Raw genomic sequence first — 17567 nt, 5'->3', positions numbered from 1 at the left:
CCGACACCATACGCATTTACATACATCTGTTAATGGCACCGGGTCGGCGATATTGTTACCATCGCATTCATTTTTTACGAGTTATCATCGGTGACCGATCGAAAGCACATCGCGGTTAGCCACCAACGTTTTGCCGTAGCGGGGGATATAAATGAGCACGGGAAGCCCAGTATTCACATTGAGCCGTATTGCGGCCGTTTCACTTGTTAGTTTTTGGCTGGCTGGCTGTTCCAGCTCAGACAATACGCAGGCACCCATCAGCGCCGTGGGCAGTCGCAGCGACGCCGCTTCGGCAAACAGCGGCCTGGTTACCCGCCCTTCCATTTCCAGTAACGCTTCCTCCGGCAACACTGCAGGTAATAATAGTAATGTTGTTACGCAAAATGGGCGTATCGTTTACAACCGCTCTTATGGGAATATTCCTAAAGGTAGCTACAGCGGTCAATCTTATACCGTCAAACGCGGCGATACTTTGTTCTATATCGCCTGGATTACCGGCAACGATTTCCGCGATTTAGCCCAACGAAATAACATTCCCGCGCCCTATGAACTGAATGTGGGCCAGCAGTTGCAGGTTAGTAACAGCTCAGGTGGCACGCTTACCGGCGGCAATGCTATTACCGCGGCGGATGACTCCGCAGGCGGCGTTCCGGCGACCCCGGGCAGTGCACAAATTAAAGGCGGAACGGTTGCACCGCCGCCGGTTATTACGTATTCTGGGAATTCAGGTAAATCAAATGAAGGCAAGATGTTGCCATCATCCGGTACAAATACTGTTGCAACGACAACAGCGCCGGTTACCGCTCCGACCGTTAGCAGCACAACGAGCAGTTCAACCCCAGTGGGGAGCTGGCTCTGGCCGACAAACGGTAAGATTATCGATAACTTTTCTGCTTCTGAAGGAGGCAATAAAGGGGTTGATATCGCGGGGTCGCGGGGTCAGGCCGTCATTTCAACCGCTTCCGGGCGGGTGGTTTATGCCGGTAATGCGCTTCGCGGTTACGGTAATTTGATTATCATCAAACATAATGATGACTACCTGAGTGCCTATGCTCACAACGATACGATGCTGGTCCGCGAACAGCAGGAAGTCAAAGCGGGTCAGAAAATCGCCACGATGGGGAGCACAGGGACAAGTTCTGTTAGATTGCACTTTGAAATTCGTTACAAGGGGAAATCCGTAAACCCGTTGCGTTATTTACCGCAGCGATAAACCGGCAGAACCCTGGTGTTCTGCCCTGGGATCACGGGTAGGAGCCGCTTATGAGCCAGAATACGCTGAAAGTGAACGAGTTACATGAAGACGCGGAATTCGACGAAAACGGAGCTGAGATTTTTGATGAGAAGGCTCTTGTCGGAAATGAACCTGCTGATAATGAATTAGCTGAAGAAGAGCTGCTGTCACAAGGCGCAACGCAACGCGTGCTGGATGCGACACAGCTCTACCTGGGAGAGATTGGTTATTCTCCCCTGTTAACGGCAGAGGAAGAAGTGTTCTTCGCTCGTCGTGCACTCCGTGGTGATGTGCCATCACGCCGCCGCATGATTGAAAGTAACTTGCGTTTGGTAGTGAAGATTGCCCGTCGTTACAGCAATCGTGGTCTGGCTTTGCTGGATCTGATTGAAGAAGGTAACCTGGGGTTAATCCGTGCGGTAGAAAAGTTTGACCCGGAAAGAGGGTTCCGCTTCTCCACCTACGCTACCTGGTGGATTCGCCAGACGATTGAACGGGCTATTATGAACCAAACCCGTACCATTCGCCTGCCGATTCACATTGTGAAAGAACTGAACGTTTATCTGCGCACCGCGCGTGAACTGGCGCACAAGCTGGATCACGAACCCAGCGCGGAAGAAATTGCAGAGCAGCTGGATAAACCTGTTGATGACGTCAGCCGTATGCTGCGCCTCAACGAACGCATCACCTCAGTCGATACGCCACTGGGCGGAGACTCTGAGAAAGCGCTGCTGGATATTCTGGCCGATGAGAAAGACAACGGTCCGGAAGATACCACGCAGGACGATGACATGAAGCAGAGCATCGTCAAATGGCTGTTCGAACTGAACGCCAAGCAGCGTGAAGTGCTGGCTCGTCGCTTTGGCCTGTTGGGCTACGAAGCGGCAACGCTGGAAGATGTGGGTCGCGAAATTGGTCTGACGCGCGAGCGCGTTCGTCAGATTCAGGTTGAAGGTCTGCGTCGCCTGCGTGAAATTCTTCAGGCGCAGGGTCTGAATATTGAAGCTTTGTTCCGTGAATAAGCGTCAGTGACTTCAGTTGTGAATGCGAAAAGCGGTGGCGCAAACCACCGCTTTTTTATTGCCTCTATTCTGTCAGTGCTCTTCCTTTCTGTGGTTGCGGCCTGCCCATTCCTTTGATTATCCGCTGGTATCCGCAATGCTATCCGGAAAAGCCATGCCCGCGCCTGGACGCGGGAAGGCATAATTTACACCAGTGACTTGAGCCGGTAGATCCATTCCAGTGCCTGACGCGGTGAAAGGGCGTCGGGATCCAGCGCTTCCAGCGCCTCCACGGCTGGCGAGGTCTCTTCTACCAGCAGCGGAAGCTGCGGGCCATCGGCCTGCGTGGCTGCCGCACTGCCCGACATCGCTTCCAGTTCTTTCAGTTTTTGACGGGCCCGCTTAATCACCTCTTTCGGAACGCCCGCCAGCGCGGCGACGGCCAGGCCGTAACTTTTGCTTGCCGCGCCGTCCTGCACGCTGTGCATAAACGCGATGGTATCACCATGCTCTATCGCGTCCAGATGCACGTTCGCCACGCCCTCCATTTTCTCCGGCAGGGTGGTCAGTTCGAAATAGTGAGTGGCAAAAAGCGTCATCGCTTTGATGCGGTTTGCCAGGTTTTCGGCACAGGCCCAGGCGAGCGAGAGGCCGTCATAGGTAGAGGTGCCGCGTCCGATCTCATCCATCAGCACCAGACTGTACTCGGTGGCATTGTGCAAAATGTTGGCGGTTTCGGTCATCTCAACCATAAAGGTTGAACGCCCGGATGCGAGATCGTCTGCGGCACCAACGCGGGTAAAGATGCGATCGATCGGCCCGATAACAGCCTGTTCAGCGGGGACATAGCTACCGGTATAGGCCATCAGCGCAATCAGCGCCGCCTGGCGCATATAGGTGCTTTTCCCACCCATGTTTGGCCCGGTAATCACCAGCATACGCCGCTGAGGTGAGAGCGAGAGCGGATTGGCGATAAAGGGCTCTTTCAGCACCTGCTCGACCACCGGATGGCGCCCCCCGGTAAGCTTAATGCCCGGCTTGTCGGTCAGCGTCGGACAGGTGTAGTTCAGTGTCCAGGCGCGCTCGGCCAGGTTTGCCAGCACGTCCAGTTCGGCCAGCGCGGCAGCACTGAGCTGCAGCGCCTCCAGATGCGGCAGCAGAAGATCAAAGAGCTCTTCATACAGCGCTTTCTCCAGCGACAGCGCCTTGCCTTTGGAAGTCAGCACTTTATCTTCATATTCTTTCAGTTCAGGGATGATGTAACGCTCGGCGTTTTTCAGCGTCTGACGCCGTACGTAGTTAATGGGCACCAGATGACTCTGCCCGCGGCTGACCTGAATGTAATAGCCGTGAACGCCATTGAAGCCTACCTTCAGCGTATCCAGTCCCAGCTTTTCACGTTCGCGTATCTCAAGTTTATCGAGATAATCCGTTGCGCCATCGGCCAGCGCGCGCCACTCATCCAGCTCCGCATTGTAGCCAGGCGCGATCACGCCGCCGTCACGCACCAACACCGGTGGTGCTTCAATAATGGCCCTTTCCAGCAGATCCCGCAGTTCATCAAATTGCCCCATCTGCCTGCGCAGCGTTTGCAGATGCGGCGTTTCGGCATCGGCCAGCAGGCTGTCGATCTGTGGCAGCTGCTGAAAAGCATGGCGCATGCGGGCCAGATCCCGTGGCCTGGCAGTCCGCAGCGCCAGTCTGGCGAGGATACGTTCAAGATCGCCAACCTGACGCAGCAGAGGCGCAAGCTCGGCAGAAAAATCCTGCAGCGCGCCGATACTTTGCTGACGATTGATCAGCGTCTCCTGATGGCGAACCGGCATATGCAGCCAGCGCTTCAGCATCCGGCTGCCCATTGGCGTCACGGTTTTATCCAGCACCGATGCCAGCGTATTCTCAATGCCGCCCGCCAGATTCTGGGTGATTTCGAGGTTACGCCGGGTGGCGGCATCCATAATGATGCTGTCCTGCTGGCGCTCCATCATCAGTGAACGGATATGGGGCAGTGAGGTGCGCTGCGTATCCTTGGCATATTGCAGCAGGCAACCAGCGGCCCGCAGCGCCAGCTCCGCTTTCTCAACGCCGAAACCGCGTAAATCACGGGTGCCGAACTGCAGATTGAGCTGCTGACGGGCGGTATCGATTTCAAACTCCCAGAGCGGACGCCGGCGCAGGCCGCGACGATGCTCAATCAGGGAGAAAGCGGGGAAATCTTCTGCATAAAGTAGCTCAGCCGGATTGGTACGCTGTAGCTCGGCGGCCATGGTTTCGGCGTCTGCGGGCTCGGCCAGACGAAAGCGGCCAGAGCTGATATCCAGCGTCGCGTAGCCGAAGCCGCGTGAGTCCTGCCAGATCGCCGCAAGAAGGTTGTCCTGACGCTCCTGTAACAGTGCTTCGTCACTGATGGTTCCCGGTGTGACAATACGGACTACCTTACGTTCTACGGGACCTTTGCTCAGCGCGGGGTCGCCGATCTGCTCACAGATCGCGACGGACTCGCCCATGTTAACCAGTCTGGCAAGGTAATTTTCCACGGCGTGATAGGGCACGCCCGCCATCGGAATAGGCTCGCCCGCGGACGCGCCGCGTTTGGTCAGTGAAATCTCCAGCAGCTGAGAAGCCCGTTTAGCATCATCATAAAACAGCTCATAGAAATCCCCCATCCGATAGAACAGCAGAATTTCCGGATGCTCGGCCTTGAGACGCAGGTACTGCTGCATCATTGGCGTGTGGGCGGGGGTTTTAGTGATATCGTTCATACGATTACTTTGCCTAATCCATTGAATGTAAAGTGAAATCCCTGCTGGTTTTTTGCGTTTTATTCGTCACAGGATCTGGCCTTAGAGGGTGATGCTAGTTTAACGCAGCCCAGGCGCGAACGACACCCGTAAAACGGGAAGGTGGTTCGCAATCCTAAGAAATTATCGACCAATGAGCGTGCAGAATGTCAGGTGAAGAATGGCAGACAGAGTGGTGAAAAAGGCGTGGCGGTAAGTTAATGACCGCCAGGTGAAAGGGAAAACGACAAGCGTGAAGACGCATCCTTTTAATGTGCCTAGGCCTGACCACTCTGCAGTGCCCAGACGGCAGCCTCAACGCGTGACTTCAGCTTCATCTTCTTCAGCAAATGTTTGACGTGAACCTTCACGGTGCTTTCCGTAATCGACAGCTTGCGGGCGATCGCCTTATTGGTCATTCCCTGGGTGATAAGCTTGAGTATGTCGCGCTCGCGGCGGGTCAGCTGCTCAATATCCCGCTCTTCGGCAGGGCGGTTTTCCCGGAGGCTGGCCACCAGCACGTTCGTCAGCGTCTCGCTCAGCACCATCTGGCCGGCAGCGGCTTGGTGCAGCGATTTAAGCAGCTCTTCCGGTTCCATATCCTTCAGAAGGTAACCATCCGCGCCGCGTTTAAGGGCATTCACTACATCATCTTCATGATTGGAAACGCTGAATACCACAATGCGGCCGGAAAGGTCGATAGTGCGCAGTTGTACCAGCGTATCCAGACCATTCATGCCCGGCATATTCAAATCAAGCAGGATCAGATCGGGGTCGTGCAGTCCGGCCAGCTCAACGCCCTGGACGCCGTTACTGGCCTCAGCCACGACTTGCAGCCGATCGTCCAGCGCGATGAGCTGCTTTACGCCGTTGCGCAGCATCGGATGGTCGTCAATCAGTAATATGGAGGCGGCTTCTTCTCTCACGCAGGTCTTTCCCATGGTCGGTGCCGCGGTTTACCGGGCAGGAATTACTCAGATTGTCGCTATTTTACCTGTTGCACTCACTAACCCCATACCACTAAAGAGGTAATCATTAATTTCCGGTAGGGTGATTATATTCAACGGGCATATCTGAATCTGTATTCAATTGCCTGATTCTTAATGCCTTAATATTGGTGTGGTCACTACTCATTAAGGATGGTGCATGGTTTTTCGACGGGAATTTACCCGCTCTCTCATTGATGTACATCAACCTGCAGGAGGGGCGTGGTGCGCAGGATGTGACGCGATATTACTCTTTTTGTGAGAAAAACTATGTCGCAAATTTCATCATCCTCTCCAAAGCCCAGCGGTTCGGTGATCGAGGACTGGCAACCTGATAACCCGGAATTCTGGCAACAGAGCGGTAAACGCATTGCCAACCGTAACCTCTGGATTTCCGTTTACTGCCTGCTGCTTTCCTTCTGTGTCTGGATGTTGTTCAGCGCGGTGGCAGTGAACCTTAATAAGGTCGGTTTTAATTTTACGACAGACCAGCTCTTTTTGCTGACCGCGCTGCCTGCGGTTTCCGGTGCGCTGCTGCGTGTGCCTTACTCCTTTGTGATCCCGCTGTTTGGCGGCCGCCGCTGGACGGCGTTCAGTACCGGCATTCTGCTGCTCCCCTGCCTGTGGCTCGGTTTTGCCGTCCAGAATCCTGATACCTCCTATTTTACCTTCATCCTGATTGCACTGCTCTGCGGCTTCGCCGGGGCGAACTTCGCCTCGAGTATGGGTAACATCAGTTTCTTCTTTCCGAAAGAACGTCAGGGCGGCGCGCTTGGTATTAATGGCGGCCTGGGGAATCTCGGCGTCAGCGTAATGCAGTTCTTCGCGCCGCTGGCGATTTCATTTGGCATTTTCAGCTTCTTTGGCGGCGGCGTGCAGCATGCGGATAGCGGCGAGATGATCTGGCTGGAAAATGCCGCCTGGATGTGGGTGCCTTTCCTGACGGTAGCTACCCTGGCAGCCTGGTTCGGTATGAACGATCTGACGGCGGCGAAATCCTCGCTGAAAGAGCAGCTACCGGTCCTGAAACGTCCCCATCTCTGGGTGATGGCGTTGCTCTATCTGGCGACGTTCGGCTCCTTTATCGGTTTTTCTGCCGGTTTTGCCATGCTCTCGAAAACCCAGTTTCCTGACATTGTTATTCTGCGCTATGCCTTCTTCGGGCCGCTGCTGGGCGCACTGGCCCGTTCGGCAGGAGGGATGCTTTCTGACCGGTTCGGCGGTATTCGCGTCACGCTGCTTAATTTTATCGTGATGGCCATTTTTACCGCGCTGCTCTTCTTAACCTTGCCTGGTGAAGGTCAGCCTGGCTCTTTTATCGCGTTCTATGCCGTCTTTATGGTGCTGTTTATTAATGCCGGTCTGGGTAGCGGCTCGACCTTCCAGATGATTGCGGTGATCTTTCGTAAGCAAACGCTCGCCCGCGTGAAAGCCGAAGGCGGCAGCGATGAGAAAGCACAGCATGAAGCGGTCACGGAAACCTCCGCGGCGCTGGGATTCATCTCTGCCATTGGCGCACTGGGTGGATTCTTTATTCCACAGACCTTTGGCATGTCACTGGCGATGACCGGCTCTCCGGCCAATGCCATGAAGGTGTTCCTGGTTTTCTACGTCGTCTGCGTGGCCATTACCTGGCTGGTTTACGGGCGTAAAAAAAGCGCCTGAGTGTGATAACCGGCGTGCTGCTTTCAGATTAAGCCGCACGCCGGATGCCTGCTACCCCTAAATAGCCGCAGGAAGTAAACAGGCAGTGAACAGGCGTGGCGGCGTCATTTTTGCATTGATATATCAACAAGTTATACATGAAAGTTACGTTACCACTTTAGTGGTATCCTGACTAAAACCCCTGGTTTCTCCCCGGATTTCTGTTGATCCCTGTCAATCTGCAGCTACTACCCGACCAGTACGCTTGCCCACAGATTAAGCAATGTCATTAAGTACCCCTATAACTACAGAGCCTTCAGGAGAATTCCGGATGAGCAAGTTTCTCGATCGGTTTCGCTATTTCAAACAGTTAGCGGAACCCTTTTCTGGCAATCATGGCCAGACCCTCAATGCTAATCGTGACTGGGAAGATGGCTACCGCAGCCGCTGGCAGCACGATAAGATTGTCCGCTCGACGCATGGCGTTAACTGCACAGGGTCGTGCAGCTGGAAGATTTATGTGAAAAACGGCCTGGTCACCTGGGAAACCCAGCAGACCGACTATCCGCGCACCCGTCCCGATCTGCCTAACCACGAACCACGCGGCTGTCCACGTGGCGCCAGCTACTCTTGGTATCTTTACAGCGCTAACCGCCTGAAATATCCCCTGATGCGTAAACGCCTGATTAAACTCTGGCGTGAAGCAAAGGCGCAGCATAGCGATCCTGTAGATGCGTGGGGTTCTATCGTCAGCGATCCTGAAAAAGCCAAAAGCTATAAAATCGCACGCGGTCGCGGCGGCTTCGTGCGCTCAAGCTGGCAGGAAGTGAATGAACTGATTGCTGCTTCCAACGTCTATACGGCAAAAACCTTCGGCCCGGACCGCATTATGGGCTTCTCTCCCATCCCGGCGATGTCGATGGTTTCCTACGCGGCTGGTGCGCGCTACCTGTCGCTGATTGGCGGAACCTGCCTCAGCTTTTATGACTGGTACTGTGACCTGCCGCCTGCTTCACCAATGACCTGGGGCGAGCAGACTGACGTACCGGAATCGGCCGACTGGTATAACTCCTCTTATATTATGGCCTGGGGCTCTAACGTGCCGCAGACCCGTACGCCAGATGCCCACTTCTTTACGGAAGTGCGTTACAAAGGCACCAAAACCGTGGCGGTTACGCCAGACTATGCGGAAGTGGCCAAGCTGTGTGACCAGTGGCTGAACCCTAAACAGGGGACGGACAGCGCAATGGCGCTGGCGATGGGCCACGTCATGCTGAAAGAGTTCCACCTCGATCGTGAAGTGAGCTATTTCCGTGACTACGTCCGCCGCTATACCGATATGCCAATGCTGGTGCTGCTGGAACCGCGTGAAGGCGGTCACTACGCCGCAGGCCGTATGCTGCGCGCCAGCGATCTGGTCGATAACCTCGGCCAGGACAATAACCCGGAATGGAAAACCATCGCCATTAATCAGGCTGATGGTGAACTGGTTGCGCCGCAGGGCTCTATCGGCTATCGCTGGGGCGAAAAAGGGAAATGGAACCTGGAGCAGCGTGATGGTAAGTCACAGCAGGAAGTGGAGCTTCAGCTCAGCCTGCTTGGCAGCCATGACGAGGTGGCCGAGGTGGGCTTCCCTTACTTTGGCGGCACGGAAAGTGAAAACTTCAACAGCGTGGCCTTAGACGAGATCCTGCTGCATAAGCTGCCGGTAAAACGTCTCCAGCTTGCTGACGGTAGCGACGCGCTGGTGGCCAGCATCTACGATCTGACGCTGGCAAACTATGGTCTCGATCGCGGTCTGGATGATGCGAATTGCGCCGCCAGCTATGACGACGTGAAGGCATACAGCCCAGCCTGGGCAGAGCAGATCACGGGCGTATCGCGCCAGAATATTATCCGCATCGCCCGCGAATTTGCGGAAAATGCGGAGAAGACCCGCGGCCGTTCAATGATCATCGTCGGTGCCGGGATGAACCACTGGTATCACATGGATATGAACTACCGTGGTCTGATCAATATGCTGATCTTCTGCGGCTGCGTCGGCCAGAGCGGCGGTGGCTGGGCGCACTATGTGGGCCAGGAAAAACTGCGTCCGCAGACCGGCTGGACACCGCTGGCGTTTGCGCTTGACTGGCAGCGTCCGCCGCGTCATATGAACAGCACCTCGTTCTTCTATAACCACTCCAGCCAGTGGCGTTATGAAACCGTCGCCACCCGCGATCTGCTTTCGCCGCTGGCGGATAAAACCCGCTTTACCGGTAGCCTGATCGATTTCAACGTGCGTTCTGAACGCATGGGCTGGCTGCCATCAGCGCCTCAGCTCAACACCAATCCGCTGCATCTGGCCGCGCAGGCGAAAGCGGCAGGTCAGTCGCCGGTGGACTTTACCGTTGAAAGCCTGAAGCAGGGCACGCTGCGTTTTGCGGCTGAACAGCCCGATAACCCGCAGAACTTCCCGCGTAACCTCTTTGTCTGGCGCTCAAACCTGCTGGGCTCATCCGGTAAAGGGCATGAGTACATGCTGAAATATTTACTGGGCACCGAGCATGGTATTCAGGGGAAAGACCTGGGCGTGCAGGGCGGCGTGATGCCGGAAGAAGTGGAGTGGCTGGATAACGGCGGCGAAGGCAAGCTGGATCTGGTGGTGACGCTCGATTTCCGCATGTCCAGCACCTGCCTCTACTCCGATATCGTGCTGCCAACGGCGACCTGGTACGAGAAAGACGATATGAATACCTCGGATATGCATCCGTTTATTCATCCGCTTTCCGCAGCCGTTGATCCGGCCTGGGAATCTAAAAGCGACTGGGAAATCTATAAAGGCATTGCCAAAGCGTTCTCTGAGGTTTGCATCGGCCACCTTGGTCAGGAGACGGATATTGTTACGCTACCGGTGCAGCATGACTCCCCGGCAGAGCTGGCGCAGCCGTTCGACGTAAAAGACTGGAAAAAAGGCGAATGCGACCTGATTCCGGGCAAAACCGCGCCGCATATCATTGCGGTCGAGCGTGATTACCCGGCGACCTGGGAGCGGTTTACCTCTGTCGGCCCGCTGCTGGACAAGCTCGGTAACGGCGGTAAAGGCATCAGCTGGAACACTCAGACCGAAGTCGATTTCCTTAAGAAACTGAATTACGTCAAGGCTGATGGCCCGGCGGCGGGTCGTCCGAACATTGATACCGCCATTGATGCGGCAGAAATGATTCTCGCGCTGGCGCCTGAAACTAACGGCCAGGTGGCGGTGAAAGCCTGGCAGGCGCTGAGCGATATTACCGGCCGCGATCACTCTCATCTGGCGCTGAATAAAGAAGACGAGAAGATCCGCTTCCGCGACATCCAGGCGCAGCCGCGTAAGATCATCTCCAGCCCGACATGGTCCGGTCTGGAAGATGAACACGTCTCCTACAACGCCTGCTACACCAACGTGCATGAGCTGATCCCGTGGCGCACCCTCAGCGGCCGCCAACAGATCTATCAGGATCACGAATGGATGCGCGCTTTTGGGGAGAGCCTGCTGGTTTACCGTCCGCCTATTGATACCCGCGCGGCCAAACCGCTGCTGAACAAAAAGCCGAACGGCAATCCGGAGAAGGCGCTCAACTTCCTGACGCCGCACCAGAAATGGGGCATCCACTCCACCTACAGCGACAACCTGCTGATGCTGACGCTGTCACGCGGCGGCCCGATCGTCTGGATGAGTGAAGATGACGCGAAGGAGCTGGGCATCGTGGATAACGACTGGATCGAGGTGTTTAACGCCAACGGCGCGCTGACCGCCCGTGCGGTCGTCAGCCAGCGTATTCCCGCCGGTATGACCATGATGTATCACGCCCAGGAGCGCATTGTGAATATCCCGGGTTCGGAGATCACCAGCCAGCGTGGCGGCATACACAACTCGGTGACGAGAGCCTGTCCGAAACCGACCCATATGATCGGCGGTTACGCGCAGCTTTCCTACGGCTTTAACTATTACGGCACCGTCGGCTCCAACCGTGATGAGTTCGTGGTAGTCAGAAAGATGAACAACATTAACTGGTTAGACGGCGAAGGTAACGATGATTACCAGGGCAGCCAGCAGGAGAAAACGCTATGAAAATTCGTTCGCAAGTCGGCATGGTGCTGAACCTGGACAAATGCATCGGATGCCATACCTGTTCGGTTACCTGTAAAAACGTCTGGACCAGCCGCGAAGGGATGGAGTACGCCTGGTTTAACAATGTGGAAAGCAAACCGGGCGTGGGCTATCCCCATGCCTGGGAAGATCAGGAAAAGTGGAAGGGCGGCTGGATCCGTAAAATCAGCGGCAAGCTGGAGCCGCGCATGGGAAGCCGCGTGGGTCTGCTGTCGAAAATTTTTGCCAACCCGGACGTACCGGCGCTGGATGATTATTACGAACCGTTTGATTTTGATTATCAGCATCTGCACAACGCACCCGCCGGTAAGCATCAGCCTATCGCCCGTCCACGCTCGCTGATCACCGGTCAGCGGATGAAGAAGATCGAAAATGGCCCGAACTGGGAAGAGATCTTGGGCGGCGAGTTTGAAAAGCGCAGCAAGGATAAAAACTTCGATCACATCCAGAAAGAGATGTACGGCCAGTTTGAAAATACTTTCATGATGTATCTGCCGCGCCTGTGCGAGCACTGCCTGAACCCGGCCTGTGTGGCTACCTGTCCGAGCGGTGCCATCTATAAGCGTGGCGAGGACGGCATCGTCCTGATCGACCAGGACAAATGTCGCGGCTGGCGCATGTGTCTGACCGGCTGCCCCTACAAAAAAATCTATTTCAACTGGAAGAGCGGCAAGTCAGAGAAGTGCATTTTCTGCTATCCGCGCATCGAAGCGGGTCAGCCAACCGTCTGCTCTGAAACCTGCGTGGGCCGCATCCGCTATCTGGGCGTGATGCTTTACGACGCCGATCGCATTGAAGAAGCGGCATCAACGGAACATGAAAAAGATCTCTATCAGCGTCAGATGGACATCTTCCTCGATCCGAACGATCCGGTGGTGATCGAAGAGGCGCTGAAAGCGGGTATCCCACATAGCGTGATCGACGCCGCGCAGCGTTCGCCGGTCTACAAAATGGCGATGGAATGGAAGCTGGCGCTGCCGCTGCATCCGGAATACCGCACCCTGCCAATGGTGTGGTATGTGCCGCCGTTGTCGCCAATCCAGTCCGCCGCTGATGCGGGTGCGCTGGCGCACACCGGCGTACTGCCAGATGTTGAAAGTCTGCGTATTCCTGTGCAGTACCTGGCGAACCTGCTGACCGCAGGCGATACCGCTCCGGTCCTGCTGGCGCTGAAGCGTATGCTGGCCATGCGCCACTACAAACGCGCCGAAACGGTGGAAGGGGAAGTGGATACCCGTGCGCTGGAGCAGGTAGGGCTGACCGAAGCGCAGGCGCAGGAGATGTATCGCTATCTGGCTATCGCAAACTACGAAGATCGTTTTGTGGTGCCATCAAGCCATCGCGAACTGGCTCGGGAAGCGTTCCCGGAAAGTAAGGGCTGCGGCTTCAGCTTCGGGGATGGCTGCCACGGCAGTAACGGCAAATTCAACCTGTTTAACAGCCGCCGTATCGATGCGATCGATGTATCGCCGAAAACGGTTCGCCAGGAGGATGCCTCATGATTGCCCTTCGAGTTATCGCGCGTCTGCTGGACTACCCGGATGAAGCGCTGTTTCACCATCAGGCTGAGCTGATCGAAGCGCTGGAGTCCGCCAGCGAAGTAAACCTTCGTCACAGCGCCCGGCTGGTGAATTTTATTCAGACACTCTTTGCACGTCCGCTGCTGGATGTGCAGGCAGAGTACTGTGAGCTGTTTGACCGGGGCAGAGCTACCTCTCTGCTGCTGTTTGAACACGTGCACGGCGAATCACGCGATCGCGGCCAGGCGATGGTCGATCTTCTGGAGCAGTACCGGGCCGATGGCCTGGAGCTGGACTCCAGAGAATTGCCGGACTTCCTGCCGCTCTACCTGGAATATCTGGCGAACGGCAGCGCTGAGCGTGCCCGGGAAGGATTAGGGGATATCGTGCCGATTCTGGCGCTGCTGGCGGCCAGACTGCAACAGCGTGAAAGCCCTTACGCCGTGCTGTTTGATGCGTTGCTCTCAGTATCAGGCACCGATGTGGCGGCGGAGAGCCTGCAAACGCAGGTAGAGAAAGAGGCCCGCGATGATACTCCGGCGGCGCTTGATGCCGTCTGGGAAGAGGAGCAGATTAAGTTCCTCGGAGAACAGGGCTGCGCGTCGGCGCAGCAGGCCGCGCACCAGCGTCGCTTTGCCGGAGCGGTTGCGCCTCAGTATCTGGACGTGGCCCAGGCCACAACGCGATCCACAGGAAGCTAATCATGCAATTCTTAACTCGGTTCTTTTTTGATATTTATCCCTATATCGCCGGTACAGTATTCCTGGTGGGCAGCTGGCTGCGCTATGACTACGGGCAGTACAGCTGGCGTGCAGGATCGAGCCAGATGCTTGATAAAAAGGGCATGCGTCTGGCCTCTAACCTGTTCCATATCGGTATTATCGGCATCTTTTTCGGGCATATCGTCGGTATGCTGACGCCGCACTGGATGTACGAATCCTTTCTGCCCATCGATGTTAAGCAGAAACTGGCGATGATTGCCGGTGGGATTTTCGGCCTGATGACGCTGGTAGGCGGCGGATTGCTGCTTAAGCGGCGTCTGACCAATCCCCGCGTGCGGGCGACCAGCAGCTTTGGTGACATCATGATCATTACGCTGCTGGTGGTACAGGTATGTCTGGGTCTGCTGACGATACCGTTCTCCGCCCAGCATATGGACGGCAGCGAGATGATGAAGCTGGTAGGCTGGGCGCAGGCCGTGGTCACTTTCCAGGGGAATGCTTCACAGCATCTTGAGGGCGTGGCGCTGATTTTCCGCCTGCATATGGTGCTGGGTATGACGCTGTTCCTGCTCTTTCCGTTCTGTCGCCTGGTGCATATCTGGAGTGCGCCAGTGGAGTATCTGACCCGCCGCTATCAGTTAGTGCGCAACCGCCACTAACCGTTCAGCCACCACGGGACGATGCTGTCTGCAACAGCGATGCCATGACTGTAGAAGGCCGGAAACTCCGGCCTTTTTTTGGTCAAAAAAGCATTTGACGTCTTTTTTAAGTAAACGGGGCTGGCGAAAAAGCAGAGGCGACTCACTGTTACTTATGCTGTCAGTTTGCTGCTTAACTGCTTCCAGGAACGACCTGGTTCAGCCCGCTTAACGGGCTAATCTGGACATCCCACGCTTTGCGCACACTTAACCTGTCTCGTACAGATATCGCAAACCGCACACACCGCCTCAGCCTCTGCCAAATATGGCGATCACCGAATCCAGGTGCGTCTTCATCGCTTTTTTCGCCGCGCGCGGATCGCGGGCTTTCAGCGCTGTGAGAATGGCAAGGTGTTCCGTTTCTGAACGGTGAGGCATATCCTGCGGCGTGTAATGCTGTTGCAGGCTGCGAAACATGGTGCCGTAACGATGGCCCAGCAAGTGCGCGATGATAAAGGCATAAGCAGGGTTGCCGCTCGCCTGCGCGATGCGGATATGAAACAGGCGATCGCCGGGGTGGGTGGCGGAACCTTGCCGGTTATCGCGGCAGTTCTGCTCAAATGCCTGCGTAATCAGCGTAAGTTCATCATCAGAGGCATGTCTTGCCGCCAGCGCTGCGGTTTCAGGCTCGATCAGTCGCCGCGTTTGCAGCAGGGAGAAAGGCGGCAGTTCAGCGCTGAAGTCAAGCTGGATATCGAGTTCATCATCCACATCCGCCCACTGATTTCGCCCGGCCTGCGCCATTACCGGCTCTTCGGTAGCCGGTCTGACGGAGGGCGATCTGACGATCACCCCGTTGCCTACCCGTACATCAACCAGCCCGATAACTTCCAGCGCGATCAGCGCTTCCCGTACCGAGGCGCGACTCACCTGTAGCTGGCTGGCCAGATCGCGCTCGGCGGGAAGCCGGCTGCCCGGCGGAAATTCGCCGCTGTCGATAAGCCGCTTAAGCTGATCGGCAATCTGACGGTAGATCCTTGGATTCTCTAATTTTTTTATTGGCATAGTCCACCAGGGAAAAGTGACGTTAAGCGATTCAGCCTGCATTTATCGGAAATTGTGCTTGCCGCTTTGTTTTTAAAATGTGAAAAATTGGTTAACAAAAGCGCGTTTTAAGGCTGAATATGCCCCCGATAGTAGCAAAAGGGCAATGCTTAAAACGCTTTTTTTCACCCTTAATGGCCTGACCATTAGTCCTTTATCTTAAGGAAACGCGATGGATCTTCACGGCAAGAAAGTGCTAATTACCGCCGCCGGGCAGGGAATCGGCTTAAACACGGCGATTTTATTCGCCCGCTGCGGTGCCGAGGTCGTGGCAACAGACATTAACATTTCCCGTCTTACCGATATTCAGGGCGTCACCGGCAAAGTCCTCGATGTCACCGATCCTCTGGCTATCCGTGCGCTGGCTGAAGAGGTCGGTAGTGTGGATGTCCTGTTTAACTGTGCCGGCGTGGTACACAGCGGCGACATTCTCAGCTGCAAAGAAGAAGAGTGGCAGTTTGCGCTCGATCTTAACGTAACGGCGATGTTTCACACTATACGCGCGTTTCTTCCCGGCATGCTGGCTCAGCAGAGCGGCTCCATCATCAATATGTCTTCGGTTGCCTCCAGCGTAAAAGGCGTGCCTAACCGCTTCGCTTACAGCACCTCGAAAGCCGCCGTGATTGGCCTGACGCGCTCGGTTGCCGCTGACTATGTTTCCAGAGGCATCCGCTGTAACGCCATCTGTCCCGGTACGGTGGAGTCGCCCTCGCTTCAGCAGCGCATTGCCGCCCAGGCGGCGGCAGAAGGGCGCAGCGAAGAGGAGGTTTATCAGGCCTTCGTGGCAAGACAGCCCATTGGCCGCATCGGCAGAACCGAAGAGATTGCCGAGCTTGCCCGTTATCTTGCTTCGGATGCCAGTGCTTATACCACAGGTGCGGTACATATTATTGATGGCGGCTGGAGCAACTAATCCGCCTGTTAACCTTTTAGCGATCTGAGGAAACGTTATGAAATTAGTACGCTACGGCCAGCCTGGCCAGGAACGTCCGGCCATGCTCGATCAGCAGGGCAAATTGCGGGATTTATCACAAACGATCGACGATCTGGCCGGAAGCGCACTGCTGCCCGCCTCACTGGCTAAGCTTCGCCAGATTTCGCCCGATACGCTGCCGCTGGTGGAAGGCTCGCCGCGTATCGGCCCCTGCGTGGGGCAGGTCGGGAAATTTATCTGTATCGGCCTGAACTACGCCGATCACGCTGCGGAAACCGGGGCGGAAATCCCGAAAGAGCCGGTCGTTTTCAGCAAGTGGACCAGCGCCATCGTTGGGCCGAATGATGCGGTTGAGATCCCGCGAGACTCGGTGAAAACCGACTGGGAAGTGGAGCTTGGCGTGGTGATCGGCACCGGCGGACGCTATATCAGCGAGGCGGATGCGCTTTCACACGTTGCCGGCTACTGCGTCATCAACGATGTTTCGGAGCGCGAATTTCAGATTGAGCGCGGCGGCACCTGGGACAAGGGCAAAGGCTGCGATACCTTCGGCCCGCTCGGCCCCTGGCTGGTTACTACCGATGAAATCCCCGATCCGCACAATCTGAGCCTGTGGCTGGAAGTGGATGGCAAACGCTATCAGAACGGCAACACCAGCACCATGGTCTTTAAGGTGCCGGAGGTTATCAGCTATCTCAGCCGCTTTATGAGCCTTCAGCCGGGCGATGTGATCTCAACCGGTACGCCGCCAGGCGTCGGTATGGGGCAAAAGCCACCGGTCTATCTGCGTGCCGGACAGGAGATGCGCCTCGGTATCGAAGGGCTGGGCGAACAGCTCCAGTTAACAAAACAGGCCTGAAATCCGTTCAGTT

Annotated in this window: 12 protein-coding genes; 9 read left to right on the top strand and 3 right to left on the bottom strand. The window is 55.9% G+C overall.

Features of this window, described 5'->3' with window-relative positions; genetic code table 11:
• The first annotated feature begins 151 nt into the window (after positions 1–151).
• On the top strand, positions 152–1213 hold the full coding sequence (gene nlpD / locus EA20_RS0103640; RefSeq protein ID WP_024965538.1) for a murein hydrolase activator NlpD: 1062 nt from the start codon (positions 152–154) through the stop codon (positions 1211–1213).
• Between the two features lie 50 nt (positions 1214–1263).
• On the top strand, positions 1264–2256 hold the full coding sequence (gene rpoS, locus EA20_RS0103635) for an RNA polymerase sigma factor RpoS (RefSeq protein WP_024965537.1): 993 nt from the start codon (positions 1264–1266) through the stop codon (positions 2254–2256).
• Between the two features lie 185 nt (positions 2257–2441).
• Here the strand turns inward: rpoS and mutS are convergent, their stop codons facing one another.
• Positions 2442–4997 (bottom strand): DNA mismatch repair protein MutS, encoded by a 2556-nt coding sequence (gene mutS / locus EA20_RS0103630; protein ID WP_024965536.1) that lies wholly within the window; start codon positions 4995–4997, stop codon positions 2442–2444.
• A gap of 296 nt (positions 4998–5293) precedes the next feature.
• Entirely contained in the window at positions 5294–5956 is a 663-nt protein-coding gene (gene narL / locus EA20_RS0103625) for a two-component system response regulator NarL (RefSeq protein WP_038381478.1), read from the bottom strand.
• Between the two features lie 315 nt (positions 5957–6271).
• Here narL and EA20_RS0103620 point away from each other — a divergent pair, with 315 nt between their 5' ends.
• The 5 genes from EA20_RS0103620 (at position 6272) to narI (ending at position 14678) form a co-directional block, all read left to right on the top strand.
• A complete protein-coding gene (locus tag EA20_RS0103620; RefSeq protein ID WP_024965534.1) occupies positions 6272–7666 on the top strand; it encodes a NarK family nitrate/nitrite MFS transporter in 1395 nt (464 codons plus the stop codon).
• A gap of 310 nt (positions 7667–7976) precedes the next feature.
• Positions 7977–11738 (top strand): nitrate reductase subunit alpha, encoded by a 3762-nt coding sequence (locus tag EA20_RS0103615; RefSeq protein ID WP_024965533.1) that lies wholly within the window; start codon positions 7977–7979, stop codon positions 11736–11738.
• Complete coding sequence (gene narH / locus EA20_RS0103610) at positions 11735–13279, top strand: nitrate reductase subunit beta (RefSeq protein WP_024965532.1); 1545 nt, start codon at positions 11735–11737, stop codon at positions 13277–13279. Before EA20_RS0103615 ends, narH begins: the two co-directional genes overlap by 4 nt.
• Positions 13276–13998, top strand: a complete 723-nt coding sequence (gene narJ, locus EA20_RS0103605) for a nitrate reductase molybdenum cofactor assembly chaperone (protein ID WP_024965531.1) — start codon at positions 13276–13278, stop codon at positions 13996–13998. Before narH ends, narJ begins: the two co-directional genes overlap by 4 nt.
• A 2-nt stretch (positions 13999–14000) precedes the next feature.
• Positions 14001–14678, top strand: coding sequence for a respiratory nitrate reductase subunit gamma (narI, locus tag EA20_RS0103600; RefSeq protein ID WP_024965530.1), 678 nt, complete (start codon positions 14001–14003; stop codon positions 14676–14678).
• Between the two features lie 288 nt (positions 14679–14966).
• Here narI and EA20_RS0103595 read toward each other — a convergent pair whose 3' ends face one another.
• Entirely contained in the window at positions 14967–15722 is a 756-nt protein-coding gene (locus EA20_RS0103595) for a FadR/GntR family transcriptional regulator (protein WP_024965529.1), read from the bottom strand.
• A 211-nt stretch (positions 15723–15933) separates the two neighbouring features.
• Between EA20_RS0103595 and EA20_RS0103590 the strand changes: the two genes are divergently transcribed.
• Entirely contained in the window at positions 15934–16674 is a 741-nt protein-coding gene (locus EA20_RS0103590) for an SDR family oxidoreductase (protein ID WP_024965528.1), read from the top strand.
• A gap of 37 nt (positions 16675–16711) precedes the next feature.
• Entirely contained in the window at positions 16712–17554 is an 843-nt protein-coding gene (locus EA20_RS0103585; RefSeq protein WP_024965527.1) for an ureidoglycolate lyase, read from the top strand.
• Positions 17555–17567 lie beyond the last annotated feature (13 nt).

This window comes from Pantoea sp. IMH (genome assembly GCF_000599885.1).
Lineage (GTDB): Bacteria > Pseudomonadota > Gammaproteobacteria > Enterobacterales > Enterobacteriaceae > Erwinia.
Note: the sequence above shows the minus strand (reverse complement) of the source record. Positions and strands in the feature narration are given on the sequence as shown.